This window comes from Nocardia goodfellowii (assembly GCF_017875645.1).
Lineage (GTDB): Bacteria > Actinomycetota > Actinomycetes > Mycobacteriales > Mycobacteriaceae > Nocardia > Nocardia goodfellowii.
This window is the reverse complement of the sequence record NZ_JAGGMR010000001.1, coordinates 4,455,530-4,480,632: the sequence shown is the minus strand read 5'-3', so window position 1 is coordinate 4,480,632 and position 25,103 is coordinate 4,455,530. Positions and strand designations below refer to the sequence as shown.

Sequence of the window (25,103 nt, the reverse complement as noted above, 5' to 3'; positions counted from 1 at the left end):
CTCCCCCGGACGTACCATCCCTGCGTGGCCGACGCGAACCGTTCCACCCCGCTGTATGCACCCACTCCGACCGCTGCGCGGTCCGCCGCCCCCCTGCGGGTCCTGGTCTACAGCAACGATGCCGATACTCGGCGCCAGGTGACCATGGCGCTGGGCAAACGCCCGCATCCGGAACTACCGGAACTCGAATACCTCGAGGTCGCCACCGGCGCGGTGGTGATCGCGCAGATGGACGCGGGCGGCATCGACCTGGCCATCCTGGACGGCGAATCCGCCCCGACCGGCGGGCTCGGCATCGCCAAGCAGCTCAAGGACGAAATCGAGGACTGCCCACCGGTTCTCGTGCTCACCGGCCGCCGCGACGACGCCTGGCTGGCGAGCTGGTCGCGGGCCGAGGCCGCGGTGTCGCATCCGATCGATCCGATCGAACTGACCGAGGCCGTGGTCGGCCTGCTGCGCAACCGCGCCGCCGCCTGATCCCGCACCGAGCTATAGCTTCCCCACATCTCACGATCACCGCCGCGCACCCGGCTTACCCACAGCGACCCATGAGCAACCTTGGTCAATCGGGTTGACGGTGCGCCGCGGTGATCGACTGCGTCGTGCGCAACTCATCGGTAACACCTCTACCGATGAGTAGTCGAGGCATAGCCGACAACCCGGACCCACCACACAGTTCGTCACGTGACATCACCTGCGGATTACCACCGTTTCTGTCATGAATCGCAGTTCCGAATTCGATCAAAGACGGGAACCATTCGGGTAGCCTCCCCCGGGTTCAGTTGTAGTCTGTGCCGTAGCTCACACGAGCGCGGGCGCGGTATGAGACCCGCTCCGACCGACCGGTCGACATTCACAAGAGCCCCAGCTCGCAAGGAGGGGAACCGATCCCGTGACCGCGATATCTCAAAACGTGGAGATGCCCACCCTCGTCCTAGGCGCGATCGCCGCGGCGTTCGCGATCTTCTCGATCATCATGGCCTCGCTCATCGGCCCGAAGCGCTACAACCGCTCGAAGATGGAAGCCTACGAGTGCGGTATCGAACCGACACCGCACGCCATCGGCGGCGGCCCGGGAAACGCTGCGGGCCAGCGCTTCCCGGTGAAGTACTACCTCACCGCCATGCTCTTCATCATCTTCGACATCGAGATCGTGTTCCTCTACCCGTGGGCTGTGCACTTCGACGCCCTCGGCGTCTTCGGGTTCGCCGCCATGGCGCTGTTCATCGTCAATGTCTCCGTCGCCTATGCCTACGAATGGAGCCGTGGCGGGCTCAGTTGGGACTGAAAAGACAATGGGTCTCGAAGAAAAGCTGCCCAGCGGATTTCTGCTGAGCACCGTGGAGGACTTCGCCGGCTACCTGCGCAAGGGTTCGCTGTGGCCGGCCACCTTCGGCCTGGCCTGCTGCGCCATCGAGATGATGGCAACGGGCGCAGGCCGTTTCGACATCGCCCGGTTCGGCATGGAGGCCTTCCGGGCCTCCCCCCGCCAGGCCGATCTGATGATCGTCGCCGGGCGGGTCAGTCAGAAGATGGCGCCGGTGCTGCGCCAGGTCTACGACCAGATGACCGAGCCGAAATGGGTTCTGGCCATGGGCGTCTGCGCTTCCTCCGGTGGCATGTTCAACAACTACGCGATCGTGCAGGGCGTGGACCACGTGGTGCCGGTGGACATCTACCTGCCCGGCTGCCCGCCGCGCCCGGAAATGCTGCTGAACGCGATCCTGGCGCTGCACGCCAAGATCCAGGAGATGCCGCTCGGGGTGAATCGCGAGGAAGCGATCCGCGCCGCCGAGCAGGCCGCGCTCGCCTCGACCCCGACCATTCGGATGGAGGGTCTGTTGCGATGACCTTCGACTCCCCGGAGAACACCCAGAACCGCTCGGAGACAGACGCCGCCGCGACCGCGGGCCCCGAGGGCACGCTGCCGCCGGATCAGCTGCAGACGCCCGGTGAAGAGGTGATCGGTGTGCGCCGCGGCATGTTCGGCAGCACCGACACCGGCGACACCTCCGGCTACGGCCGCCTGGTCCGCCCGGTCTCCCTGCCCGGTGGCAGCCACCCGCCCTACGGCGGCTACTTCGACGAGGTCGTCGCCGCGCTGCGCGCCGCGCTCGCCGCCGGTGACATCGCCCTGGAGACGGCGCTGGAGAAGGTCGTGGTCTTCCGCGGTCAGCTCACCCTGCACGTCCGCCGCGAGCACCTCGTCGCGGTCGCGCAATGCCTGCGGGATTACGCCGCACTGCGTTTCGAGCTCTGCCTCGGCGTCAGCGGCGTGCACTACCCCGAGGACGCGGGCCGCGAACTGCACGCGGTCTATCCCCTGATGTCGATCACGCACAACCGCCGGCTGCGGATCGAGGTGTCCGCACCCGACGACGACCCGCACATCCCGTCGCTGTTCGCGGTGTACCCCACCGTCGACTGGCACGAGCGGGAAACCTACGACTTCTTCGGCATCGTCTTCGACGGTCATCCGTCGCTGACCCGCATCACCATGCCGGACGACTGGCGCGGTCACCCCCAGCGCAAGGACTACCCGCTCGGCGGGATCCCGGTCGAATACAAGGGCGCGCGTATCCCGCCGCCCGACGAGCGGAGGGCATACAGCTAGTGAACGACATCGACACTCTCCCCACGGTCACCGTCGCCGGACAGGACTGGGACCAGGTCACCGAATCGATCGAGGGCGCGGCCGAAGAACGCATCGTCGTCAATATGGGCCCGCAGCACCCGTCCACCCACGGCGTGCTGCGGCTCATTCTGGAAATCGAAGGCGAAACCGTCATCGAGGCCCGCTGCGGCATCGGCTACCTGCACACCGGTATCGAGAAGAACCTCGAATTCCGGAACTGGATGCAGGGCGTCACCTTCGTCACCCGGATGGACTACCTGTCCCCCTTCTTCAACGAGGCCGCCTACTGCCTCGGCGTGGAGTCGCTGCTCGACATCACCGAGCAGATTCCGGAGCGCGCCACCGTCATTCGCGTTTTGCTGATGGAACTCAACCGCATCTCCTCGCATCTGGTGGCCCTGGCCACCGGCGGCATGGAGCTGGGCGCCCTCACCCCGATGCTGTTCGGTTTCCGGGAGCGCGAACTGATCCTGGACGTCTTCGAGACCATCACCGGTCTGCGCATGAACCACGCCTACATCCGGCCGGGTGGCCTGGCCCAGGATCTGCCGGACGACGGCGTGCAGAAGGTTCGTGAACTGCTCGACCTGATGCCGAAACGCTTGCGGGACATGGAGCATCTGCTCACCCAAAACCCGATCTGGAAGGCCCGCACCCAGGACATCGGCTATCTCGACCTGACCGGCTGCATGGCCCTGGGCATCACCGGCCCCGTGCTGCGCGCCACCGGTCTGCCGCACGATCTGCGCAAGTCGCAGCCCTACTGCGGGTACGAGACCTACGAATTCGACATCCCCACCACCACGGGTTGCGACTGCTACGGCCGCTACCTGATCCGGGTGGAGGAGATGAAGGAGTCGCTGAAGATCGTCGAGCAGTGCCTGGACCGGCTGCGGCCCGGCCCGGTCATGGTGGAGGACAAGAAGATCGCCTGGCCGGCCGACCTGAAGCTCGGCCCCGACGGACTCGGCAACTCGCCCAAGCACATCAGCAAGATCATGGGCACGTCCATGGAGGGACTCATCCACCACTTCAAACTGGTCACCGAGGGCATCCGGGTACCGGCCGGCCAGGTGTACACCGCCGTGGAATCCCCGCGCGGCGAACTCGGCGTGCACATGGTCAGCGACGGCGGCACCCGCCCCTACCGCGTGCACTACCGGGACCCCTCGTTCACGAATCTGCAAGCGGTGGCGGCGATGTGCGAAGGCGGCATGGTCGCCGACGTGATCGCGTCCGTCGCGAGCATCGACCCGGTGATGGGTGGTGTCGACCGATGACCGTCGAACGTACCGAAGCGGTGTCCGGCGCCGCGACCTCCGCGAACACCGCGATCCTGCTGCGGCTGACGACCCGGCCGGAACCGTACCCGGCCAAGGTCCGCGCGCGACTGGAAACCGAGGCCCAGGCGATCATCCGCCGCTACCCGGTGGCCCGCTCGGCGCTGCTGCCGATGCTGCATCTGGTGCAGGCCGAGGAGAGTTTCGTTTCCGGCACCGGCATCGAATTCTGCGCCGACATGCTGGGATTGACCGGCGCGGAGGTCACCGCGGTCGCCACCTTCTACTCCATGTTCCGGCGCACCCCGACCGGCGAATACCACGTCGGCGTCTGCACCAACACGCTGTGCGCGGTGCTGGGCGGCGACGAGATCCTGGCGATGCTGGAACGTCATCTGGGCATCACGCACGGCCAGACCACCGAGGACGGGGCGATCACCCTCGAGCACATCGAGTGCAACGCCGCCTGCGATTTCGCTCCCGTAGTCATGGTGAACTGGGAATTCTTCGACAATCAGACTCCGGAATCGGCCCAGGCCCTGGTGGACGCGTTGCGCGCCGGCCAGCAGGTGACGCCGTCCCGGGGCGCGACGCTGTGCACGTTCAAGCAGACCGCGCGCATCCTCGCCGGCTTCCCCGACCAGCGGCCCGGCGTGCTCGACGGCGCGGCGGGCGAGGCGACGCTGGCCGGTCTGCGCGTGGCGCGGGAGGAGAACGCATGACCACCGCATTGACTCCCGTCCTGTCCCGCTACTGGGACGACCCGCAGTCCTGGACCCTCGACACCTACTCCCGCCACGACGGCTATCAGGCACTGCGCAAAGCGCTGCGGATGGAACCGGACGCGGTGATCCAGACCGTCAAGGACGCGGGTCTGCGCGGCCGCGGCGGCGCGGGCTTCCCGACCGGGCTGAAGTGGGGCTTCATCCCGCAGGGGCCCGGACCCGACGGCGTGACCAAGCCGCACTACCTGGTGGTCAACGCCGACGAGTCGGAACCCGGTACCTGCAAAGACATTCCGTTGATGCTGTCGAGCCCGCACGCGCTGATCGAAGGCGTGATCATCGGCTCGTACGCGATCCGCGCCCAGACCGCGTTCATCTATGTGCGCGGCGAAGTGGTGCCGGTGCTGCGCCGATTGCAGGCCGCTGTCGAACAGGCTTATGCCGCGGGCTATCTCGGTCGCGACATCCTGGGTTCGGGCTACGACCTGGACCTGGTGGTGCACGCGGGCGCGGGCGCCTACATCTGCGGTGAGGAGACCGCGCTGCTGGATTCGCTGGAAGGCCGGCGCGGTCAGCCCCGGCTGCGTCCCCCGTTCCCGGCCGTCGCCGGTCTCTACGCCTGCCCGACGGTGGTCAACAACGTGGAATCCATCGCCTCGGTGCCGCCGATCATCCTGAACGGCGTCGAATGGTTCCGGTCCATGGGCAGCGAGAAGTCGCCCGGCTTCACCCTGTACTCGCTGTCCGGGCATGTGGCCCGGCCGGGGCAATACGAAGCGCCCCTGGGTATCACGCTGCGCGAACTGCTGAAGTTCGCCGGCGGTGTGCGCGCCGGGCACACCGTCAAGTTCTGGACGCCAGGCGGTTCGTCGACCCCGCTGTTCACCGACGAACACCTGGACGTCCCCCTGGACTACGAGGGTGTCGCCGCCGCCGGATCCATGCTCGGCACCAAGGCGCTGCAAATCTTCGACGACACCACCTGTGTGGTGCGCGCCGTGCTGCGCTGGACCGAGTTCTACGCCCACGAATCCTGCGGCAAGTGCACCCCCTGCCGGGAAGGCACCTACTGGCTCGTGCAACTGCTGAAACGAGTCGAGGAGGGCCGCGGCACCGAATCGGATCTGCGGAAACTCCTCGATATCAGCGACACCATCAACGGCAAGTCGTTCTGCGCGCTCGGTGACGGCGCGGCCAGCCCCATCGTGTCCTCGATCAAATACTTCCGCGCGGAGTACGAGATGCACCTGGGCGGGGCCGGCTGTCCGTTCGATCCGGCGCGCAGCACCGTCTGGGCGGAAGGACAGGTCCGATGACTTCTACGGTGAGTTCTAACGAAAGCGGTGTTCTGCCGGCCGATCTCGTGACATTGACCATCGACGGCACCTCCGTCAGCGTGCCCGCGGGCACCCTGGTGATCCGGGCCGCCGAACTCATCGGCATCCAGATCCCCCGCTTCTGCGATCACCCGCTGCTGGACCCGGTCGGCGCCTGCCGCCAATGCATCGTCGAGGTGGAGGGCCAGCGCAAACCCGTCGCCTCCTGTACCCAGACCGTCGCCGAGGGCATGGTGGTGCGCACCCAGCTGACCTCCGAGGTCGCCGACCGGGCCCAGGAGGGGGTGATGGAGCTGCTGCTAATCAACCACCCCCTGGACTGCCCGGTCTGCGACAAGGGCGGTGAATGTCCGCTGCAGAACCAGGCGATGTCCTCCGGCCGTCCGGAAACCCGGTTCGAGGGCGTGAAACGCACCTATCCCAAGCCGATTCCGCTGTCCTCGGCGGTACTGCTGGACCGGGAACGCTGCGTGCTCTGCGCCCGCTGCACCCGGTTCTCGCAGCAGGTGGCCGGTGATCCGTTCATCGAGCTGATGGATCGCGGTGCGCTGCAACAGGTCGGCACCGCCCAGGCCGAACCGCTGGACTCGTACTTCTCCGGCAACACCGTGCAGATCTGCCCGGTCGGCGCGCTCACCGGCACCAGCTACCGGTTCCGGGCCCGCCCGTTCGACCTGGTCTCCAGCCCCAGCGTGTGCGAGCACTGCGCGTCGGGCTGCGCGCAGCGCACCGATCACCGGCGTGGAAAAGTGCTGCGCCGCTTGGCCGGTGACGATCCGCAGGTGAACGAGGAGTGGAACTGCGACAAGGGCCGCTGGGCCTTCGCCTATGCCACCGAGCGTGATCGCATCACCACCCCGCTGGTCCGCGGCTGGGACGGCACCCTGCAGCCCGCCTCCTGGTCGGAGGCGCTGGCCGCCGCCGCGAGCGGATTGGCCGCGGCGTTCGGGAACGCGGGCGTGCTCGTCGGCGGCCGGGTCACCGAGGAAGACGCCTACGCCTACGGCAAGTTCACCCGAATCGCGCTGGGCAGCAACGACATCGACTTCCGCACCCGGGTGCACTCGGCCGAGGAGGCGGATTTCCTGGCCGCCCGCGTCGCCGGGCGCGGCGTGACCGTCGACTACGACAGCCTGGAACGCGCGCCGATCGTGCTGCTCGCCGGTTTCGAACCGGAAGAGGAGTCACCGATCATCTATCTGCGCCTGCGCAAGGCGGCCCGCAAGCGCGGCCTGCCGATCTACTCGCTGGCGCCCTACCGCTCGCGCGGCTTGGAACGCATGTCCGGCACCCTGCTGGCGACCGTGCCCGGCGCGGAACCCCATGCGCTGGAAGCACTTCGGACCGGCGCCGCCGAGATCACCGACAATGCCGGGCGGCTGCTGCGTCAGCCCGGCGCGGTGATCCTGGCCGGTGAACGGCTGGCTGGTATCCCCGGCGCGCTCTCGGCCGCGGTCCGCCTGGCGGAGGAGACCGGGGCCACGCTGGCCTGGGTCCCTCGTCGCGCCGGTGAACGCGGGGCGGTGGAAGCGGGCGCGCTGCCCGGTCTGCTGCCGGGCGGGCGCCCGGTCCCCGATCCGGCCGCGCGCCAGCAGGTCCGGGCCGTGTGGAACGTCGGCGAACTGCCCGCCACCCCCGGCCGGGACACCGCGGGCATCCTCGACGCGGCCTCCGGGCTGGGCGCTCTGGTCATCGGCGGCGTCGACATCACCGACCTGCCCGATCCCAGCGCCGCGCTCGCCGCCATCGACGCCGCCCGCTTCGTGGTCAGCCTCGAACTGCGGCACAGCCCGGTCACCGACCGCGCCGATGTGGTCTTCCCGGTCGCCACCGCGATGGAGAAGACCGGCACCTTCCGCAACTGGGAGGGCCGGCCGCGCCGCTTCGACGCCGCACTCGGCGACTCCATGGTGACCCGCACCGCCGCGCCCATGTCCGACGGACGCGTCCTGCACGCCATCGCCGGCGAGATGCAAGTCCGGCTCGGCCTGCCCGACGCCGCCGCGGCTCGTGCCGAGCTCGCCGAGCTCGGGGTGTGGGACGGCCAGCCCGTTCCCGCGCCCGCGCACCGGCCGCATCCGGTCACCCAGCCCAGCGCCGGCACCGCCGTCCTCGCTTCCTGGCACATGCTGCTCGATCAGGGCCGCATGCAGGACGGCGAACCCAATCTCGCCGGTATCGCCCGCCCGCCGGTGGTTCGGCTCTCGGCCGCCACCGCCGCGGAAATCGGTGCGGCCGAGGGAGATCCGGTCACCGTCGGCACCCAGCGCGGCCTGATCACGCTGCCGCTGACGATCACCGCGATGCCCGACCGCGTGGTGTGGCTGCCGCAGAACTCGCCGGGTTGCTCGATCACCGAACAGCTCGCCACCGTGCCCGGCGGCGTCGTCGAGATCCGGCCCGCAACGGGCGCGGCGCAGCCCGAGCAGCCGCCGGAAGACATCGGAGCGCAGCCCGCGCATCGGCCGGACGACACCGGAGCGCAGCCCGCGGAGCGACCAGACGACAAGGACAACCGTCATGAGTGATCTGTCCCTCTTCGGCCATGATCCGATGTGGCTGATCATCGCGAAATCCCTGGCCATCTTCGTTTTCCTGTTGCTCACACCGATGATCGCGGTGGTCGCGGAACGAAAGATCGTGGCGCGCATGCAGATGCGCGTCGGACCCAACCGGGTCGGCCCTAAGGGTTCATTGCAGGCGGTCGCCGACGGCGTGAAGATGGCCCTCAAAGAGGACATCATCCCGGCGATCGTCGACAAGCCGATCTACGTTCTGGCGCCGATCCTCTCGGTGATCCCGGCGTTCATGGCGTTCGCGGTGATCCCGCTCGGCGGCGAGGTCTCGATCGCCGGGAACCGGACCGCGCTGCAGCTCACCGACCTGCCGGTGGCGGTGCTCTACATCCTCGCCATCACCTCGATCGGCGTGTACGGCATCGTGCTCGCCGGTTGGGCGTCGGGTTCCACCTATCCGCTGCTCGGCGGCCTGCGCTCCACCGCGCAGGTGATCTCCTACGAGATCGCGATGGCGCTGTGCTTCGCGGCGGTGTTCCTGCACGCGGGCACCATGGCCACCTCGGGCATCGTCTCGGCGCAGCACCCGACCTGGTTCGTGTTCCTGCTGCTGCCCTCGTTCCTGATCTACTGCGTGTCCATGGTCGGTGAGACCAACCGCGCGCCGTTCGACCTGCCCGAGGCCGAGGGCGAGCTGGTCGGCGGCTTCCACACCGAGTACTCCTCGCTCAAGTTCGCCATGTTCATGCTCGCCGAATACGTCAACATGGCAACGGTTTCCGCGCTCGCGACCACCCTGTTCCTGGGTGGCTGGCACGCGCCGTGGCCGTTCAACATGATCCCGGGTGCGGACGCGGGATGGTGGGGCCTGGTGTGGTTCGTCGCCAAGGTGTGGACGTTCCTGTTCGTGTTCATCTGGCTGCGCGGCACACTGCCCCGCCTGCGCTACGACCAGTTCATGAATCTCGGCTGGAAGCTGCTGATCCCGGTATCGCTGCTGTGGGTGATGCTGGTCGCCGGCGCGCGCGTCGCCGGTGCGGAAGGGTGGCAGTACCAGACCGAGGCGTTGGTGATCGGCGGGGTTGTCATCACCGCACTGATGATCGGCATGTTCCTGCGTGCGGGCCGCAAACCGAATCTGCCGCCGCTGGCCGAGGAACCGATGACGGTCGCGGAATCCGGTGTGTTCCTGGGCTTCCCGACCCCACCGCTGCCCGCCGACGCGGCACGGCGTGATGTCGCCAAGGCGAGTTTCCTGGAGCCGCTGAGTGGATTCGCGGTCACCGCGGCGACCATGTTCAAGAAGCCGAACACCGAGTACTACCCGGAACAGAAGGTGCCCACCGCGCCGCGCTACCACGGGCGGCACCAACTCAACCGGCATCCCGACGGGCTGGAGAAGTGCATCGGCTGCGAGCTGTGCGCCTGGGCCTGCCCCGCCGACGCGATCTACGTCGAAGGCGCGGACAACACCGAGACCGAACGCTTCTCGCCGGGTGAACGGTACGGCCAGGTCTATCAGATCAACTATCTGCGCTGCATCGGCTGCGGACTCTGTATCGAGGCCTGCCCGACCCGGGCGCTGACCATGACCAACGAGTACGAACTCACCGACGACAACCGGGCCGATCTGATCTACGAGAAGCAGAACCTGCTCGCGCCGCTGCAACCGGGCATGCAGGCACCGCCGCACGCCATGTACCCCGGCACGACCGAGGGCGACTACTACCGCGGCACCGTCCCCGGTGGTGTCGCGGCGGTCGACCCGATCTCGGACGAGCCGGTCGGCCGGGACCGGGAGCCCACCGCGATCGGCACCGAAGGAGTCGCACGGTGAACGAATTCCTCATCGCAGCAGAGCCTTTGACGGAAACCGGCACCGGCGAAGCGGTGCAGTTCTGGATCCTCGCCCCACTCGCCGCCCTCGGCGCACTCGGCATGGTGTTCTCCGCGAAAGCCGTGCACTCGGCGATCTGCCTGGCCGCCACCATGATCGCGCTGGCCGTCATGTACATCGCCCAGGACGCGCTGTTCCTGGGCGTCGTGCAGATCGTCGTCTACACCGGCGCGGTCATGATGCTGTTCCTGTTCGTGCTGATGCTCGTCGGCGTGGACTCCGGGGAATCGCTGAAGGAGACCATCAAGGGTCAGCGGGCGGCCGCCTGCGCGGTCGGGCTCGGGTTCGGCATCCTGTTCATCAGCGGCATCGCCAACGGCATCCGCGATTCCGGAATCACCTTCCCCGCCACGGGATTCGCCGGTCGCGACGTGATCGGCGAACTCGCCGAGCTGATCTTCGTCAAATACGTCTGGGCGTTCGAGCTCACCGGCGCGCTGCTCATCGCCGCCACCATCGGCGCCATGGTGCTCGCCCACCGCGATCAGCTGGAACCCAAGCTCGGCCAGCGCGAGATGTCGCGGATGCGGTTCCGGGACGGCAAGAGTCGAGCGACCCCGCTGCCCACCCCGGGCGTGTACGCCCGGCACAACGCGGTCGACGTTCCCGCCCGGCTGCCCGACGGCTCCTTCGCGGAGCACTCGGTGAGCACCATCCTGCGGCACCGCCGCGACAAAGCACTGACCGAAGCAGCCGTCATCTCGGTCGGCTCCGAGACGGTCCCGGACCGCGCGCCGAGCCCGCGCAGCGATCAGACGAATCAGCACGAGGAAGGCAAGCGGTGAACCCAGAGAACTATCTGTATCTGTCCGCCCTGCTGTTCACCATCGGCGCGGCCGGAGTCCTGCTGCGGCGCAATGCCATCGTGGTGTTCATGTGCATCGAGCTGATGCTGAACGCGGTGAACCTGGCGTTCGTCACCTTCGCCCGGCTGCACGCCAACCTCGACGGTCAGGTCTTCGCGTTCTTCACGATGGTCGTGGCCGCGGCCGAAGTCGTGGTGGGCCTCGCGATCATCATGACCATCTTCCGTGCCCGCCGGTCGACCTCGGTCGACGCCGCCAACCTGTTGAAGTTCTGATATGGGGACGGCAATGCTCTGGCTCATGCCCGCCCTGCCGCTGGCGGGCGCGGTAATCCTGCTGCTGGCCGGACGTGTCAGCGACCCGTGGGGCCACCTGCTCGGCACCGTCGCCGCGGTGGCCTCCTTCGGTATCGCCGCGATCGCGTTCATCGGCATGCTCGGTCGCGACTCGGCCGACCGCGCCATCCAGCTGGACCTGTTCGAATGGGTCCCCGTGGCCGGCCTGCAGGTCGACTTCGGGCTCCAACTCGATCAGCTGTCGATGTGTTTCGCGCTGCTGATCACCGGTGTGGGTTCGCTGATCCACATCTACTCGATCGGCTACATGGCCGACGATCCGAACCGGCGCCGATTCTTCGCCTACCTCAATCTGTTCCTCGCGGCCATGCTGCTGCTGGTGCTGGCGAACAACTATCTGGTGCTCTTCCTCGGCTGGGAAGGCGTCGGCTTGGCGTCCTACCTGCTGATCGGGTTCTGGCACGAAAAGCCCATGGCCGCAACGGCTGCCAAGAAGGCGTTCGTGGTCAACCGAGTCGGCGACATGGGGCTGGCGATCGCCATGTTCACCATGTTCGCCACCTTCGGGAGCATCGGATTCGGTGACGTGTTCGCCGCCGCACCGCAGGCCGGCGAAGGCACGCTGACCGCGATCGGGTTGCTGTTGCTGCTCGGCGCGTGCGGCAAGTCCGCGCAGGTACCGCTGCAATCCTGGCTCGGGGACGCGATGGAAGGCCCCACCCCGGTGTCGGCGCTCATCCACGCGGCGACCATGGTCACCGCCGGCGTCTACCTGATCGCGCGATCCGGCCCGATCTTCGATCTGGCGCCGAACGCGCAACTGGGCGTGGTGATCGTCGGCGCGGTCACGTTGCTTTTCGGTGCGATCATCGGCTGCGCGAAGGACGACATCAAGAAGGCCCTCGCCGCGTCCACCATGAGCCAGATCGGCTACATGTTCCTGGCCGCCGGGCTCGGGCCGGCCGGGTACGCGTTCGCGATCATGCACCTGCTGACGCACGGCTTCTTCAAGGCCGGGCTGTTCCTCGGGGCCGGGTCGGTGATGCACGCGATGAACGACGAGACCGATATGCGGCGCTACGGCGGGCTGCGAAAGTTGTTGCCGGTCACCTACGTGACGTTCGGACTCGGGTACCTGGCGATCATCGGGGTGCCGCCGTTCGCCGGATTCTTCTCCAAGGACAAGATCATCGAGACGGCGTTCAACGCCGGCGGCGCGAAGGGCTGGACCCTCGGCACCGCCGCGCTGATCGGCGCGGGTCTAACCGCGTTCTATATGACGCGCGTGATGCTGATGACCTTCTTCGGCAAGACCCGCTGGAAGGAAGACACCCATCCGCACGAGTCGCCGGCCAGCATGCGCGGGCCGATGCTGGTGCTGGCCGTCGGTTCGGTGTTCTCCGGTGGGCTGCTGGTCCTGGGCTCGTCACTGCAGAACTGGCTGGCGCCGGTCGTCGGCGAACATCACGGCGAGCACCTGCTGCCCGCCTGGGTGGTCACCGCGATGGCGTTGATCGTGGTCGCCCTCGGTGCCGGTGTGGCCTACCGGGAGTACGCCCTGCGGGAAATCCCCGAGACCGCACCGGTTCCGGCCGGTGTGCTCACCGTGGCGGCCCGCCGGGACCTCTACGGCGATGCCTTCAACGAGGGCGTGTTCATGCGGCCGGGCCGGCATTTCACCCGGGCACTGGTCTTCCTCGACAACCGCGGCGTCGACGGAATCGTCAACGGCACAGCGGCATTCATCGGCGGTATGTCGGGCCGCGTGCGCCGCGTCCAAACCGGATTCGTGCGGTCCTACGCGCTGTCCATGTTCACCGGCGCCGCCCTGGTGGCCGCCGCTCTGCTGGCGGTGAGGATCTGGTGAGCAACCGAGCCATCGAGCCACACCGGCTCCGCCTGCCCGCCGTAACTCGTCGTCCCGGCACGTTCGCGGCCGGGACCCACACAGCTCCCCGGAGTGAAGGAAGGCTGCGGTGAACAACTTCCCCTGGTTGACCACCCTGTGGTTGGCTCCGGTCGCCGGTGCGATCGTGGTGCTGGTCCTGCCCCCGGCTCAACGCAACCTCGCCCGCATCATCGCCTTTGCCTTCGCACTGGCGACGCTGGTCCTGGCCGTGGTGACAGCCGTGCGCTTCGAGCCCGGCGGCGAGCAGTACCAGTTCGTCGAATCCCACGAGTGGATACCGGCTTTCGGGGCGGGCTACACCGTCGGCATCGACGGCATCGCCATGGTTCTCGTCCTGCTTACCACCGCCCTGGTACCGATCCTGATACTGGCGGGCTGGAACGACGACCGCGAAGCCGGCGGTGGCAAGCGGGTGATGCACACCTATCTGGCGCTCACCCTGCTGGTCGAAGCCATGGTGCTCGTCTCGTTCGTCGCCCTGGACATCCTGCTGTTCTACATCTTCTTCGAAGCCATGCTCATCCCGATGTACTTCCTCATCGGCGGCTTCGGGTCCCGCGGCGGCGACATCACCGCTTCGGGGACAACCGGAGACGAGGCGGGTAAGGCAAGCCGGCAGCGGTCCCGGGCCGCGGTGAAGTTCTTGCTGTACAACCTGTTCGGCGGACTCATCATGCTGGCCGCGGTGATCGGCCTCTACGTCCTGACCGCCCGCGAAGGCCTCGGACCCGGCGGTGTCGGCACCTTCGATCTCCGGATCGTGGTCGCCGCCGCCAATTCCGGTCAGCTCGGCGCAGCGCCCGCGGTGTTGAACGCGTTGTTCCTCGGCTTCATGTTCGCCTTCGCGGTGAAAGCGCCGCTGTGGCCGCTGCACACCTGGCTGCCCGACGCCGCCGTCGCCGCGACACCGTCGAGCGCGGTGCTGATGATGGCGGTGGTCGACAAGGTCGGCACCTTCGGCATGCTGCGCTACTGTGTGCTGCTGTTCCCCGCTGCCGCCGGAACCTATGCGCCGCTGGTGATTACGCTCGCGGTGATCGGCATCGTCTACGGCGCGGTCCTCGCCATCGGCCAGACCGATGTGATGCGCCTGATCGCCTACACGTCGATCTCGCACTTCGGGTTCATCATCCTCGGCATCTTCGCCATGACCAGCCAGGGTCAGACCGGCGCGACGCTGTACATGGTCAACCACGGCATCTCCACCGCCGCACTGTTCCTGATCGCCGGATTCCTGGTCTCACGCCGCGGCACCCGTCTCATCGCCGACTACGGCGGGGTGCAGAAAGTGGCGCCGGTGCTGGCGGGCACCTTCTTCATCGCCGGTCTCGCCACCCTGTCCCTGCCCGGGCTCGCACCGTTCGTCAGCGAATTCCTGGTTCTGGTCGGAACTTTCAGCCGCTATCCGGCGGCCGCGGTCGTGGCCTCCGCCGCGCTGGTGCTCGCCGCGCTCTACGTGCTGTGGATGTACCAGCGGATGATGACCGGACCGGTCACCACGGGCAACGAGAAACTGCGCGACCTGGTCCCGCGCGAGTACGCCGTGGTGGTGCCACTGATCGCCGCGCTGATCTTTCTCGGCGTGTACCCGAAACCGGTGCTGGACTTCATCGATCCCGCGGTGACCCAGACCTTGACCACCATCGGCCGCGAAGACCCGAAGCCGTCCGTCCCCGCCGTCACCGAGGCCGGACCGGCCGCCATTCCCGGAGGTACGCACAAGTGACCACCGCAGTTCTCGCGGCCACCGTGCCCGCACCGAGTATCGAATACAGCCTGATCATGCCGATGCTGCTCGTCTTCGGCGCGGCCGTGACCGGGGTGCTGGTCGAGGCGTTCGTCCCGCGCCGCGCCCGGTACGTCACCCAGGTGCTGCTGGCGATCACCGGTTTGGTCGCGGCGCTGGTGGCGGTGCTCGGATTGGCGGGCACCTCCGCGACCGCCGTGGCCGGCGCGGTGGCGGTCGACGGCGTCAGCCTGTTCCTGCAGGGCACGATCCTGGTGGTGTCGCTGCTCGGCATCGTGTTCATGGCCGAGCGGCACGCCCAGCCGCGAGCCGAAAGGCGTTCCGGCCCAGGCACCTGGGCGCTCGACGCGGCCCGTCCGCGCCGTATCGACGCCTTCACCCCGCAGGCCTCGGCGGTGCCCGGCAGCGCCGCCGAACGGACCGCCGAGAAGGCGGGCCTCGCCACCACCGAGGTGTTCCCGCTGACCATGCTCGCGGTCGGCGGCCTGCTGCTCTTCCCCGCCGCCAACGACCTGCTCACCATGTTCATCGCGCTGGAAGTGCTCTCGCTCCCGCTGTACCTGCTGTGCGGGCTGGCCCGGCGGCACCGCCTGCTCTCCCAGGAAGCGGCGCTGAAGTACTTCTTGCTGGGCGCGTTCTCCTCGGCATTCTTCCTCTACGGCGTGGCCCTGCTCTACGGCCAGGCCGGCACCGTCAAACTCGCCGGGATCTCCGATGCCCTCTTCGCTCATCCCTCCAACGCGCTGCTGGCGTTGCTCGGTGTGGCGATGCTCGCGGTCGGGCTGCTGTTCAAGATCGGCGCGGTGCCGTTCCAATCCTGGGTGCCCGACGTCTACCAGGGCGCACCCACCCCGGTTACCGCGTTCATGGCGGCCGCCACCAAGATCGCCGCGGTCGGCGCGCTGCTCCGCGTCCTGCAGGTCGGCGTCCCCAGCCTGCGCGACGACTGGCGTCCGGTGCTGGCCGCCGTCGCCATCGCCACCATGGTCGTCGGCGCCGTCCTGGCCATCACCCAGACCGACGTCAAGCGCATGCTCGCGTATTCCTCTGTCGCCCACGCCGGTTTCCTGATGACCGGCCTGGTCGCGGCCACCGACGCGGGCACCGCGGCGCTGCTGTTCTATCTGGTCGCCTATGGACTGGGCACCGTCGGGGCCTTCGCCGTCGTCAGCCTGGTCCGCACACCCGCCGGCGCGGAAGCCACCGCGCTGTCCCAGTGGGCGGGCCTGGGCCGCCGCTCCCCCTGGCTGGCCATCCTGTTCGCCCTGTTCCTGCTGTCCTTCGCCGGTATCCCGCTGACCTCCGGCTTCGTCAGCAAGTTCGCGGTGTTCCAGGCGGCCGCCGCCGACCAGGCCGCCTTCCTGGTCATCGTCGGCGTCATCTGCAGCGCCATCGCGGCCTTCTTCTATGTCCGGGTGATCGTGCTGATGTTCTTCACCGAACCGCCCACGGACGCACCGGTTGTCGTGCCCCCGATCATGACCTGGTCCGTGGTCGGCGTCACCGCCGCCGCCACCGTGGTCCTGGGCGTCTTTCCGCAGCCGCTGTTGGATCTCGCGGAACGAGCCTCGGTCTTCATCCGCTGAACGCCCGGAACTCGACGGCCACCCGGATCACGACCCGGGTGGCCGTCGGCGTTCCCGGGGTAGGCGTAGCGTTGAGGCGCGAAGTATTCGCAAGTCTCTCGGTGTGTCCGACGCCGCTGGATCCGTGCACGACACAGGACACTGGAGCCCGGATGTCCGCTACCGACGTACAGACCAAGCCCGCCACGAATCCGACCGCCGGCGAGGGCGGCTGCCCCGCCTGCGCGCATCCCCGCGACGCGCACGATCAGATCTCCCGGCGCTTCTGCGACGCCACCGCCGCCAGCGCGCTGGACCGCGGCTGCGTCTGCCCGCGTACCAACTGAACCGTGTCCTACCCGCAACGGAAGGGTGGCCCAGCCGCGCGGCGGCCAGTGCACAGTTGACTGTATGTGTGCCGACGCGCGGGTTCGGTTCCCCCTGTTGCTGGTGACGCTGGCCGCCGTTCTGGCGACCGCACTGTGCGCCGGTCCCGGCGCCGCGGAGCAGACCGCGGTGCTCGGCGGCGGCTCCGGCATCACGCTGGGCGAGCAGAACGCCTGCACGCTGACCACCATCGGCTATGACCGTGCGCGACGCCTGGTCGGACTGACCGCCGGGCACTGCGCGGACCTCGGGATGCCGGTGCTGGCCGAGCGGACCGGCGAGGCGGGTGCGGTCGGCACGGTGGCGCTGGTCGACCACGGCGACGACTACGCGGTCATCGAATTCGACCCCGCCAAGGTGGTGCCGGTCCGGCAGGTGTCGGCGACCCGGATCGACGGTATCGGCGAACCGCCGCGACCCGGCGATCTGGTCTGCAAGAGCGGCCGCACCACCGGATTCGGCTGCGGGGTGGTGTGGGACGCGCATCCGTGGTGGTTCCAGAACGAGGCCGGATCGCAGTCCGGTGACTCCGGCGCACCGGTCACCCTCGGCGACCGTCTGGTCGGCATGAACGTCGGGCACGTCCGAGCGGAGAGCCGGGCGGTCGCCATCTCGGACCGAGCGCTGCCCGTGCCGGTGCCCGATCCCGCGGTCGCCACCCAGATCGGGATGATCCTCGCCGAAATCGACGAAATGGGCGGCGTCGGTGCGGGATTCCGCCCTGTCTGACATCCCGGTCCCGCCGCGCCCGCCACTACGACCGACGGTAGTATGTGCCGGTGCGTAAACCGGCGGAGGTAGCGACGCGACTGCGTCGATCCACCCCGTCGGCTGCCGTCCGGCGACCCGGTCGGGGCGCGTTCGTCGGATCCGCCTCCGGTGCGGTGAGCGTCGCGGCGCACGCCCTCGGTGGCGGTGTGGTCTCCCCCGGTGATTCCTCGGTCGCGCTGCTGCTCGGCGCCTGCGCCCTGATCGGTGTCGTGGTCGGCGCGCTCCGCGGCTCGCCGGGATCCGGCCGCTCCGACCTCGGTGCGCTCGCCCTGCTGCTCATGGCGGGCCAGGCGGTCGGGCATACGGCCCTGACGCTGGCGCCCGGCCATCAGCACGTGGCGCACTCCGCCGGGCTCATGCTGCTCGCCCACGTGCTGGCGATCCCCGTGGGCGCGTTGCTCATTCGCGCCGCCGAGATCGGACTCGCCCGAGCCGCCGCAGGCGTGCGCGAGACCGTGCGCATGCTGCGGACCCGGCCCGTCGAATCGGATCGACCGTTCTCGATCGGCGCGGTCGTTCCGGTGCGCGGCACCGCGCGGCGACTGCTGGTCAGCTCCGGAATCGGGACTCGAGGACCACCCGCGTCGGCCTGACGCGCTTCCTCATTTCCAGTTCCCGATCGGGTCCTCGTTATGGCACGCCGTGCACACTCGCGCCGCGTGCCGCCGTGCAGGTTCTGCCGTGTCTCATCTCGTGCAGGGCTGACGGCTGCCCGAACGACCCCGATCTCCTACAGATTCGGAGTATCTCCATGTCCGTCCCGACCTCCCTTACCCGCCTGACACGCGGCGTCCTCGCCCTGGGCGCGGTCCCCCTGCTGCTCGCCGCCTGTTCGTCCGACGACACCGCGACCGCCCAGCCCGCAGCCGAACAGGTATCCATCACCGACCAGTGGGTCAAGGCGGCCCCCAGCGGTATGTCCGCGGCGTTCGGCACCCTCACCAATGACAGTGCGCAGCCGGTCACCGTGGTGGCGGGCTCCAGCCCCGTCTCCAGCAGCGTGGAACTGCACGAGATCGTCACCAAGGCCGACGGCACCAAAGTGATGCAGCCCAAGCCCGGCGGCTTCACCCTCGCCCCGCACGCCAGCCTGACCTTGCGGCCCGGCGCCGACCACATCATGTTCATGGGTCTGCATCAGGCGCTGCGCACCGGTTCGGACACCTCGATCACCCTCGTCTTCGGTGACGGCTCGTCCAAGACGTTCACCGCCCAGGTGCGTGACTTCCCCGGCAACCAGGAGGAATACGGCACCGGCGGCGAGCACGGCGCCCAGCCGACCCCCGCCCCCGGTGCCTGAGCGGCGATCGCGGCCCGGTGGGTTCACCCGGCGGCGTCTGCTCGGCGGCAGTGCCGCCGCGGCAGGCGTGGCCGGGCTCGGCCTCGGCGCGGCGGCGCTGACCCGTTCCGAGACCGGCGAGCACCGGCCCGCGTCCGTCGCGACCGAACCGTTCTACGGCCCGCACCAGGCCGGGATCGCGACCGCGCCACAAGATCACGTGGCACTCGTGGCGTTCGATCTACGTCCCGGTACCACCCGCGATGACATCGAAGGCATCCTGCGGATCTGGTCCGGTGACGCGGCCCGCCTGACCCAGGGCGCGCCCGCGCTCGCCGACACCGAACCGCAACTGACCCAGCGTCCGGCCCGGCTCACCGTCACCTTCGGGTTCGGCCCGGCGGTGTTCACCCGCGCGGGCCTGGAACATCGCAAACCGGCGTGGTTGCGTCCGCTGCCGCCGTTCCGCATCGACAAACTGGAATCTCGGTGGAGCGACGGCGATCTGGTCATTCAGATCTGCGCGGACGAGGTCACCACGGTGGCGCACGCGGTGCGCGTACTGTGCCGCAGCGTCACCACACTGACCACGGTGCGCTGGGTGCAACGCGGTTTCCGCAACGCCACACCACGGCAGACGCCGCGCAATCTGATGGGCCAGGTCGACGGCACCGAGAACATCGCCGCCGGCACCCCCGACTTCGATCGGCTGGTCTGGGACGACGGCGCCGCCCAGCCCTGGCTGACCGGCGGCACCTCGATGGTGCTGCGGCGGATCGCGATGAACCTGGAAACCTGGGACGAAATCGACCCGGAGGGAAGGGAACTCAGCGTCGGCCGGAAACTCGACACCGGCGCACCGTTGACCGGGACCAGCGAATTCGACCTCCCGGATTTCACGGCAGTCGACCAGCACGGAATCCCGGTCATCCCGCAGTCGTCGCATATCGCCCGAGCACACCACACCCATGCCGGCGAACGGTTCTTCCGGCGCGGCTACAACTACGACGACGCGCCCGAGCGGGGGCAGGTCTCCAATTCGGGCCTGCTGTTCACCGCGTTCCAGCGAGACGTGGACACCCAATATCTGCCGGTGCAACAGCGATTGGCGGATTTCGACGCCCTCAACGTGTGGACCACGCCGGTCGGGTCGTCGGTGTTCGTGATCCCGCCGGGGATCGAAGCACCCGGCGGGTATATCGGGCAGTCGCTGTTCGAATCCTGAGATCGTCCGGTGCGCTCAGGGTGGCAGGGCCTGCTCTGCCACCCTGAGCTCGGCCCGGAACTAAGTCCAGAGCGTAGCGACGAGAACCGCGACAATCGCCAGCCCACCCGCGGCGTGCGTCATCCACGGAATATCCTTGCCCCGCTTGGCATCCGCGCGCCCCATCTCCGCGAACGCCGCGACGAGAATCGACAAAACCAGCTTGACGCCGATCTTGGTCATATTCGGGTCCTTACCGAGCGAGTCGATCGACTCGGCCAGCCCCACCAGCATCACCCCGGTGATGATCTGCGCCCGCGCACCCCACACCATCACTTCGTTGACCTTGGTCTGCCCAGCCGCATAGCCGCCGACCACCGCGGCCATACCGAGCAGGTGGGTCGCCACCACCAGGTTGTAAACGAAATCCATGAGCACACGCTAGATCCCGGCGACCGGTCTGGCCAGCTGAAATGCCGAAGCTCTCCCGGCACCTACTGGACAATGCGGTCGCCGAGATGCGCAGTATCGAAGGCTTTCTCGACGCGACAGTTCTGCACAAGCGGGACGGAGCACGCGTCCGAATCACATTGCTGACCACCTGGGCCGACAGCGACGCTGTGCGGCGCTACGCAGCAGACGACACCGACATGGCCCGTGACTACCCTGATGACGATGACTTCGGCCTCGTACCGGACCCCCACGTCACCCACTTCGAACTCGCCTACCGACTCACCGAGCAAACCTTTCGAGCAACCACCCATTGAAAGCGGCACCACGTCGATGGCCATCGAAATCATCCAGACAGACGGTCTGGATACACCACAGACCTACAGCCACGTCGTCATCGCGACGGGCAGCCGCATGGTGTTCGTCGCTGGGCAGATGTCCGACGACATCGACGGCAACCTGGTCCACTCCGGGGATCTGGCAGGACAAGCCCGGCAAGTGTTCGCCAACCTTGGTCGTGCCCTTACCGCTGCCGGCGCGCGACCGGATCAGGTAACCAAAATAACGATCTATGTGGTCGGGCATCGCAGGGAGTACCTGCCCGTCATCGAGCAGGCCAGGGTCGGGCTTTTCGGCGACCACAAACCCACCGACGTGCTGGTCGGGGTGGAGACTCTCGCCGCACCCGGCTACCTGATCGAAGTGGATGCAATAGCGGTCATCTAGGGCGCTCCGCTGACCGTAGAACAATCGAGCACCGGCATGAACCAGGCGGTGAGCTGCTGCTGCTGAGGCTTTTTCACGGAATGGCCACCGTGGTCGGTCTCGAATCCGTGGCACTTCTTCGCGGGCGCACTGGGTCTCGGCCCCAAACTGCGGGCAGTAGTATGCGCTGCGTGGACAGGCGGCCCGTTGCGCGATCAGATCGACCTCGCCTGGCGTGATACGCCGGCTTTCCGGCGAGTTATGTACGTGGGCACGATAATCTGGGGTTCCGCGCTGTTCCTGGACGCGGCGACCACGGTGGTACTGGCCTATACGATGCCGATCGACAGCGTCCCTTTGATCGGTGCACTCAAACTCGTGCTGTTGATCATCCTCGCCGAGGTGAGCAGTCAAATTTACTTCCGGCGCAAGGGCAAACCGCACCTACCGGTCGAACCCGCCGACGACAACCCGGGCAGGCTGGGCGGGTGACCGAACGCTTGGGAACCGGGCTACGAGATCGGGTTTGACACGGGCCCGATCGAGGTAAGGCAAGGTGTGGACGGGGAAGATCATCGACACAACTGCCTTGTCCAGTATTAGATCGAACATTCTGTACAGGAGGGGAATATGTTCTCCATCAAGCGTTTTACCGTTGGTGCGATTATCGCAGCTGCGACGGCGCTGACCATCGGCACTGGCTCGGCGGGCGCGGAAATCGTTCTGGAGCCGTCGTCGGATGCATCCGACCCGGGTGCCCCAGCGGCGCAGCCGACCGCCGTCCCCGGTGTTCCGTGGATACAAACCGGTTCGGCCTGCATCGTGCGTTCTTTTCTGCCGCCGGGAATACTCGACGATAGCCAACTTCGCTGCTGAGCTATTGAATGGCCTCTGGGCGAGGCCGTTCCCCGGCCGACGGGGTGACGTCAAGGGTTCACCATTACTCCGCCGCCTGCAGTCCTTCGATGCGGGGACCACGTCGAGTCCGCGCTCCGCAGGACTACGACGATATTTACGACGAGCGCTGAGCCTTGGTTCTGAGAACCCCTATGGCCGGGGGCATGTCCAACATGGATGACCCCCATCCGAATCTGCTTCGCGCTGGCCATATTTCGGTGCGTGCGGTGGCTACCCATGGCGGCTGGTGAACCACGCGATTGAATGGGGCGGCGTGGGAAGCTTCGGGTTCGACAATGGTGATGAGGCCGGTTGGGATTTCGGATACTCTGCCGGCATCGCCTCGCTCGATGGTGTCACGATGATCGGGTACCGAGATCGTGGCGCGGTCGGGCTCCGCCTCCGGACCGCGGCGATGCCGACGGTCACCGTAGCGATCGAGTTCGGGGGAACGAACTGCTCGTCGAGGGCGAGGCTCGCCGACAGGAGTGTGAGGGCTCACTCTTCGCGAAGGGCCCCACGTGGCAGATGATGACCTGATCGCTTTCCGCGGAACACTTTCCCGCAGGAAGTCAGCTCACGCATAGGGATCGGTGATCTCGCGCAGCCGAGTCATGATGGTGCGCAGCTGGGCCATCTGCCGCGCGCCGAGGTGTTTCTCCCATTCGGCTTCCACACGCGCGGCCTCGGCATTGGCGATCTCGGTGCCGCGCAGGCCGCGGTCGGCGAGGCGGATGAGGCGCGCGCGGCCGTCGGTGGGGTCGCAGACACGTTCCACATAACCGGCGCGTTCGAGCTGGTCGACGAGGAATCCGGCAGTCTGCTTGGTGATCTGCGCCTGTTCGGCGAGGTCGGTGAGGCGATTGCCCTCCGGTCCGATTCTGGCTAGCAACCGCCCTTGAGCCAGGGTGATCTCGCCGAAGCCCGCAGCGGCGAGTGCGGCGAAGACCTGATTCTCTATCGACCGATACGCGATGAACATCAGGGTGCCGACGTTCGGGACGGGCTCAGCCACGATCACTCCTTGTGGTTAGTCAGATAAGCTGATTAAATTAGTCAGTGAAGCTGACTTAATAGTAGCGGAGGTGGGACCCGTGGCATTCGACGAGGACCGCGCGTGGCAGGTAATCGAGCAACAGCGCCTCGCTATCGCCGAGGTGCTGGCCGGGCTGAGCGCCGACGAATGGGAGGCGCCGTCGCTATGTGCGGGCTGGCGCATTCGAGATGTGGCCGCACACGTCATTGTCGGCACGCACCCCCTGGCCGTGGGGGCGACGCTGACCGCCCTCGCCCGCGCGGGCGGTCGCTACAACACAATGATCGACACCCTCACCCGCAACTATGCCGATCGGCCCGATGCCGACCTGGTTTCCGAATTACGCGCATGCGCGCCCTCGCGCACCCTGCCGGCCGTGACGAACGTGCGAAACATCTTGTTCGACACCATCGTTCACGGCCAGGACATCGCGATCCCGTTGCACCGCCCGATCGTGGTGCCACCCGGCGACGCCGCGGTGGCCGCCACCCGGGTGTGGTCGATGGGCTGGCCGTTCTGGGCCCGGCGCCGCCTGCGCGGATTCCAGCTGACGGCCACCGACACCGACTGGACAGTGGGCACCGGCCCCGTCGTACGCGGGCCGATGACCGCGTTGCTGCTCACGCTGACGGGGCGGCCGAAGGCCCTCGAACAACTGTCCGGAGCTGGACTTTCCGGACTCCGACAACTCAGGAGGTTGTGATGTCCACATTCTCGACCGCACGGCGCGTGGGTATCGTTCTCACCGGCGCGGCACTGCTGGCATCGGCAGGCCAGTATGCGCTCGCCGCTCCCCTGCACGAACAGGGTCACCATTGCCCACAGCGCCCCAGCGGATACATCGGCGGGAGGTGGGACAAGATGGGCGGCGAGCAGAGCCCGATCGGCTGCCCCACCGGCCCCGAGCAGATCCCGGTGCACAAGCCGCCCGGATTCCCCGCCGATATGGCCGAACGCAATCGAATCGCGAGTCGCTACCAGCCTTTCGAGAACGGCCAGATCGTCTGGTCGCCCGCGCAGGGCAGCGGTATGACGGTGGCTGTCTACGGGTACGGCAACAAAATTCACGTCGAATGGGGCGACACCACTCCGTTCTACTACCAGAAATTCATCGTCAGCGTCGACGGCAACCAGACCGATATCAATTCCAGTGGCCGAGACGGCCATACCGAACGGACGACCACACCGGGCACCCATCGGGTCGTGGTGGAGGGCTGCGACAGCAAATGCCGGCAAGGGTGGACCGTGCCGGTGGAGGTCTACGTGCCGGGCGAAAGGAAGCCGCCTACCCCGGCTCCGACGCCGTCACCGGTCATCGGCGTAGCGGCCCACGGCGACGGTTCGTTCAAGGTGAGCGGCAGCGGATTCCTGCCCCGCTCGAATATCCACATCCGAATCGTCGTCGGCAACGACTATTCCAACCCGCTATGGCTCGAGCAAAGCCTCGGCCCCCTGCGCGCCGATGCCGACGGCCGGATCGCAGTCGAATCCGGCAAGATCTGCCACGGCTCGAACACGCTGAATTTCTCCGCCAACGACGGGCGCGACAGTAAGCGCGACCTGACCGGGACGCTGTGGTCGAACACCGTCCATGCACGCTGCCCCGCCTGACCAATTCTTCCAAGACAACGAGGTGCCGGACGGGTGAAAGTGAGGGTCCA

At 67.6% G+C, this 25,103-nt stretch carries 27 protein-coding genes; 25 read left to right on the top strand and 2 right to left on the bottom strand.

All coding sequences use genetic code 11. The features are described from left to right. The first annotated feature begins 51 nt into the window (after positions 1 to 51). The 19 genes from BJ987_RS20570 to BJ987_RS20480 all read left to right on the top strand — a co-directional run bounded on the left by BJ987_RS20570 (position 52) and on the right by BJ987_RS20480 (position 20,375). On the top strand, positions 52 to 477 hold the full coding sequence (locus BJ987_RS20570) for an Rv3143 family two-component system response regulator (RefSeq protein ID WP_209898787.1): 426 nt from the start codon (positions 52 to 54) through the stop codon (positions 475 to 477). A 442-nt stretch (positions 478 to 919) separates the two neighbouring features. After that, complete coding sequence (locus BJ987_RS20565; protein ID WP_209898784.1) at positions 920 to 1,288, top strand: NADH-quinone oxidoreductase subunit A; 369 nt, start codon at positions 920 to 922, stop codon at positions 1,286 to 1,288. Positions 1,289 to 1,295: 7 nt separating this feature from the next. After that, complete coding sequence (locus tag BJ987_RS20560) at positions 1,296 to 1,850, top strand: NuoB/complex I 20 kDa subunit family protein (RefSeq protein ID WP_209892550.1); 555 nt, start codon at positions 1,296 to 1,298, stop codon at positions 1,848 to 1,850. Beyond that, on the top strand, positions 1,847 to 2,614 hold the full coding sequence (locus BJ987_RS20555) for an NADH-quinone oxidoreductase subunit C (RefSeq protein ID WP_209892547.1): 768 nt from the start codon (positions 1,847 to 1,849) through the stop codon (positions 2,612 to 2,614). Before BJ987_RS20560 ends, BJ987_RS20555 begins: the two co-directional genes overlap by 4 nt. An 8-nt stretch (positions 2,615 to 2,622) precedes the next feature. Beyond that, positions 2,623 to 3,915, top strand: a complete 1,293-nt coding sequence (locus tag BJ987_RS20550) for an NADH-quinone oxidoreductase subunit D (protein WP_209898781.1) — start codon at positions 2,623 to 2,625, stop codon at positions 3,913 to 3,915. Next, positions 3,912 to 4,637, top strand: a complete 726-nt coding sequence (gene nuoE / locus BJ987_RS20545) for an NADH-quinone oxidoreductase subunit NuoE (protein WP_209892544.1) — start codon at positions 3,912 to 3,914, stop codon at positions 4,635 to 4,637. The genes BJ987_RS20550 and nuoE overlap by 4 nt, the downstream gene beginning before the upstream one ends. Beyond that, positions 4,634 to 5,956, top strand: coding sequence for an NADH-quinone oxidoreductase subunit NuoF (nuoF, locus tag BJ987_RS20540; protein ID WP_209892541.1), 1,323 nt, complete (start codon positions 4,634 to 4,636; stop codon positions 5,954 to 5,956). The genes nuoE and nuoF overlap by 4 nt, the downstream gene beginning before the upstream one ends. After that, a complete protein-coding gene (locus BJ987_RS20535) occupies positions 5,953 to 8,505 on the top strand; it encodes an NADH-quinone oxidoreductase subunit G (RefSeq protein WP_209892538.1) in 2,553 nt (850 codons plus the stop codon). Before nuoF ends, BJ987_RS20535 begins: the two co-directional genes overlap by 4 nt. Continuing rightward, positions 8,498 to 10,330, top strand: a complete 1,833-nt coding sequence (gene nuoH, locus BJ987_RS20530; RefSeq protein WP_209892535.1) for an NADH-quinone oxidoreductase subunit NuoH — start codon at positions 8,498 to 8,500, stop codon at positions 10,328 to 10,330. Before BJ987_RS20535 ends, nuoH begins: the two co-directional genes overlap by 8 nt. Then, positions 10,327 to 11,175 (top strand): NADH-quinone oxidoreductase subunit J, encoded by an 849-nt coding sequence (locus BJ987_RS20525; RefSeq protein WP_209892531.1) that lies wholly within the window; start codon positions 10,327 to 10,329, stop codon positions 11,173 to 11,175. The genes nuoH and BJ987_RS20525 overlap by 4 nt, the downstream gene beginning before the upstream one ends. Beyond that, the gene (nuoK, locus tag BJ987_RS20520; protein WP_209892528.1) at positions 11,172 to 11,471 is read left to right on the top strand and encodes an NADH-quinone oxidoreductase subunit NuoK; all 300 of its coding nucleotides are present in this window, start codon (positions 11,172 to 11,174) and stop codon (positions 11,469 to 11,471) included. Before BJ987_RS20525 ends, nuoK begins: the two co-directional genes overlap by 4 nt. A 1-nt stretch (position 11,472) precedes the next feature. Next, entirely contained in the window at positions 11,473 to 13,359 is a 1,887-nt protein-coding gene (nuoL, locus tag BJ987_RS20515; protein ID WP_209892525.1) for an NADH-quinone oxidoreductase subunit L, read from the top strand. 109 nt (positions 13,360 to 13,468) lie between these two features. Continuing rightward, positions 13,469 to 15,127 (top strand): NADH-quinone oxidoreductase subunit M, encoded by a 1,659-nt coding sequence (locus BJ987_RS20510; RefSeq protein WP_209892523.1) that lies wholly within the window; start codon positions 13,469 to 13,471, stop codon positions 15,125 to 15,127. Next, on the top strand, positions 15,124 to 16,734 hold the full coding sequence (gene nuoN / locus BJ987_RS20505) for an NADH-quinone oxidoreductase subunit NuoN (RefSeq protein WP_209892521.1): 1,611 nt from the start codon (positions 15,124 to 15,126) through the stop codon (positions 16,732 to 16,734). The genes BJ987_RS20510 and nuoN overlap by 4 nt, the downstream gene beginning before the upstream one ends. Positions 16,735 to 16,886: 152 nt before the next feature. After that, entirely contained in the window at positions 16,887 to 17,060 is a 174-nt protein-coding gene (locus BJ987_RS20500) for an RGCVC family protein (RefSeq protein ID WP_209892519.1), read from the top strand. 64 nt (positions 17,061 to 17,124) lie between these two features. Further along, positions 17,125 to 17,829 carry a chymotrypsin family serine protease gene (locus BJ987_RS20495; protein ID WP_245366057.1) on the top strand — a complete coding sequence of 235 codons (705 nt, stop codon included), beginning with the start codon at positions 17,125 to 17,127 and terminating at the stop codon, positions 17,827 to 17,829. A 50-nt stretch (positions 17,830 to 17,879) separates the two neighbouring features. After that, positions 17,880 to 18,464: a hypothetical protein gene (locus BJ987_RS20490; protein ID WP_307869693.1), complete on the top strand. Its 585-nt coding sequence runs from the start codon at positions 17,880 to 17,882 to the stop codon at positions 18,462 to 18,464. A 158-nt stretch (positions 18,465 to 18,622) separates the two neighbouring features. Further along, a complete protein-coding gene (locus tag BJ987_RS20485) occupies positions 18,623 to 19,171 on the top strand; it encodes a copper chaperone PCu(A)C (RefSeq protein WP_209892516.1) in 549 nt (182 codons plus the stop codon). Next, complete coding sequence (locus BJ987_RS20480) at positions 19,164 to 20,375, top strand: Dyp-type peroxidase (protein WP_209892513.1); 1,212 nt, start codon at positions 19,164 to 19,166, stop codon at positions 20,373 to 20,375. Before BJ987_RS20485 ends, BJ987_RS20480 begins: the two co-directional genes overlap by 8 nt. A gap of 60 nt (positions 20,376 to 20,435) precedes the next feature. Here BJ987_RS20480 and BJ987_RS20475 read toward each other — a convergent pair whose 3' ends face one another. Next, positions 20,436 to 20,786 carry a hypothetical protein gene (locus tag BJ987_RS20475; RefSeq protein WP_209892510.1) on the bottom strand — a complete coding sequence of 117 codons (351 nt, stop codon included), beginning with the start codon at positions 20,784 to 20,786 and terminating at the stop codon, positions 20,436 to 20,438. Positions 20,787 to 20,827: 41 nt separating this feature from the next. Between BJ987_RS20475 and BJ987_RS20470 the strand changes: the two genes are divergently transcribed. From BJ987_RS20470 to BJ987_RS20455, 4 genes are all read left to right on the top strand, one after another. Further along, positions 20,828 to 21,121 carry a hypothetical protein gene (locus tag BJ987_RS20470; RefSeq protein ID WP_209892507.1) on the top strand — a complete coding sequence of 98 codons (294 nt, stop codon included), beginning with the start codon at positions 20,828 to 20,830 and terminating at the stop codon, positions 21,119 to 21,121. 16 nt (positions 21,122 to 21,137) lie between these two features. Then, the gene (locus BJ987_RS20465; RefSeq protein WP_209892504.1) at positions 21,138 to 21,530 is read left to right on the top strand and encodes a RidA family protein; all 393 of its coding nucleotides are present in this window, start codon (positions 21,138 to 21,140) and stop codon (positions 21,528 to 21,530) included. 246 nt (positions 21,531 to 21,776) lie between these two features. After that, positions 21,777 to 22,001 (top strand): DUF3159 domain-containing protein, encoded by a 225-nt coding sequence (locus BJ987_RS20460; protein WP_209892501.1) that lies wholly within the window; start codon positions 21,777 to 21,779, stop codon positions 21,999 to 22,001. 138 nt (positions 22,002 to 22,139) lie between these two features. Beyond that, positions 22,140 to 22,385 (top strand): hypothetical protein, encoded by a 246-nt coding sequence (locus BJ987_RS20455; protein WP_209892498.1) that lies wholly within the window; start codon positions 22,140 to 22,142, stop codon positions 22,383 to 22,385. A 598-nt stretch (positions 22,386 to 22,983) separates the two neighbouring features. On the opposite strand, the gene BJ987_RS20450 is transcribed toward BJ987_RS20455, so the two are convergent. Next, the gene (locus BJ987_RS20450; RefSeq protein WP_209898772.1) at positions 22,984 to 23,388 is read right to left on the bottom strand and encodes a MarR family winged helix-turn-helix transcriptional regulator; all 405 of its coding nucleotides are present in this window, start codon (positions 23,386 to 23,388) and stop codon (positions 22,984 to 22,986) included. Positions 23,389 to 23,500: 112 nt separating this feature from the next. On the opposite strand from BJ987_RS20450, the gene BJ987_RS20445 reads away from it, so the two are divergent. Together BJ987_RS20445 and BJ987_RS20440 are read left to right on the top strand one after the other, a co-directional pair. After that, the gene (locus BJ987_RS20445; RefSeq protein ID WP_209892496.1) at positions 23,501 to 24,145 is read left to right on the top strand and encodes a maleylpyruvate isomerase family mycothiol-dependent enzyme; all 645 of its coding nucleotides are present in this window, start codon (positions 23,501 to 23,503) and stop codon (positions 24,143 to 24,145) included. After that, complete coding sequence (locus BJ987_RS20440; RefSeq protein ID WP_209892493.1) at positions 24,145 to 25,053, top strand: LGFP repeat-containing protein; 909 nt, start codon at positions 24,145 to 24,147, stop codon at positions 25,051 to 25,053. The genes BJ987_RS20445 and BJ987_RS20440 overlap by 1 nt, the downstream gene beginning before the upstream one ends. Positions 25,054 to 25,103: the final 50 nt, after the last annotated feature.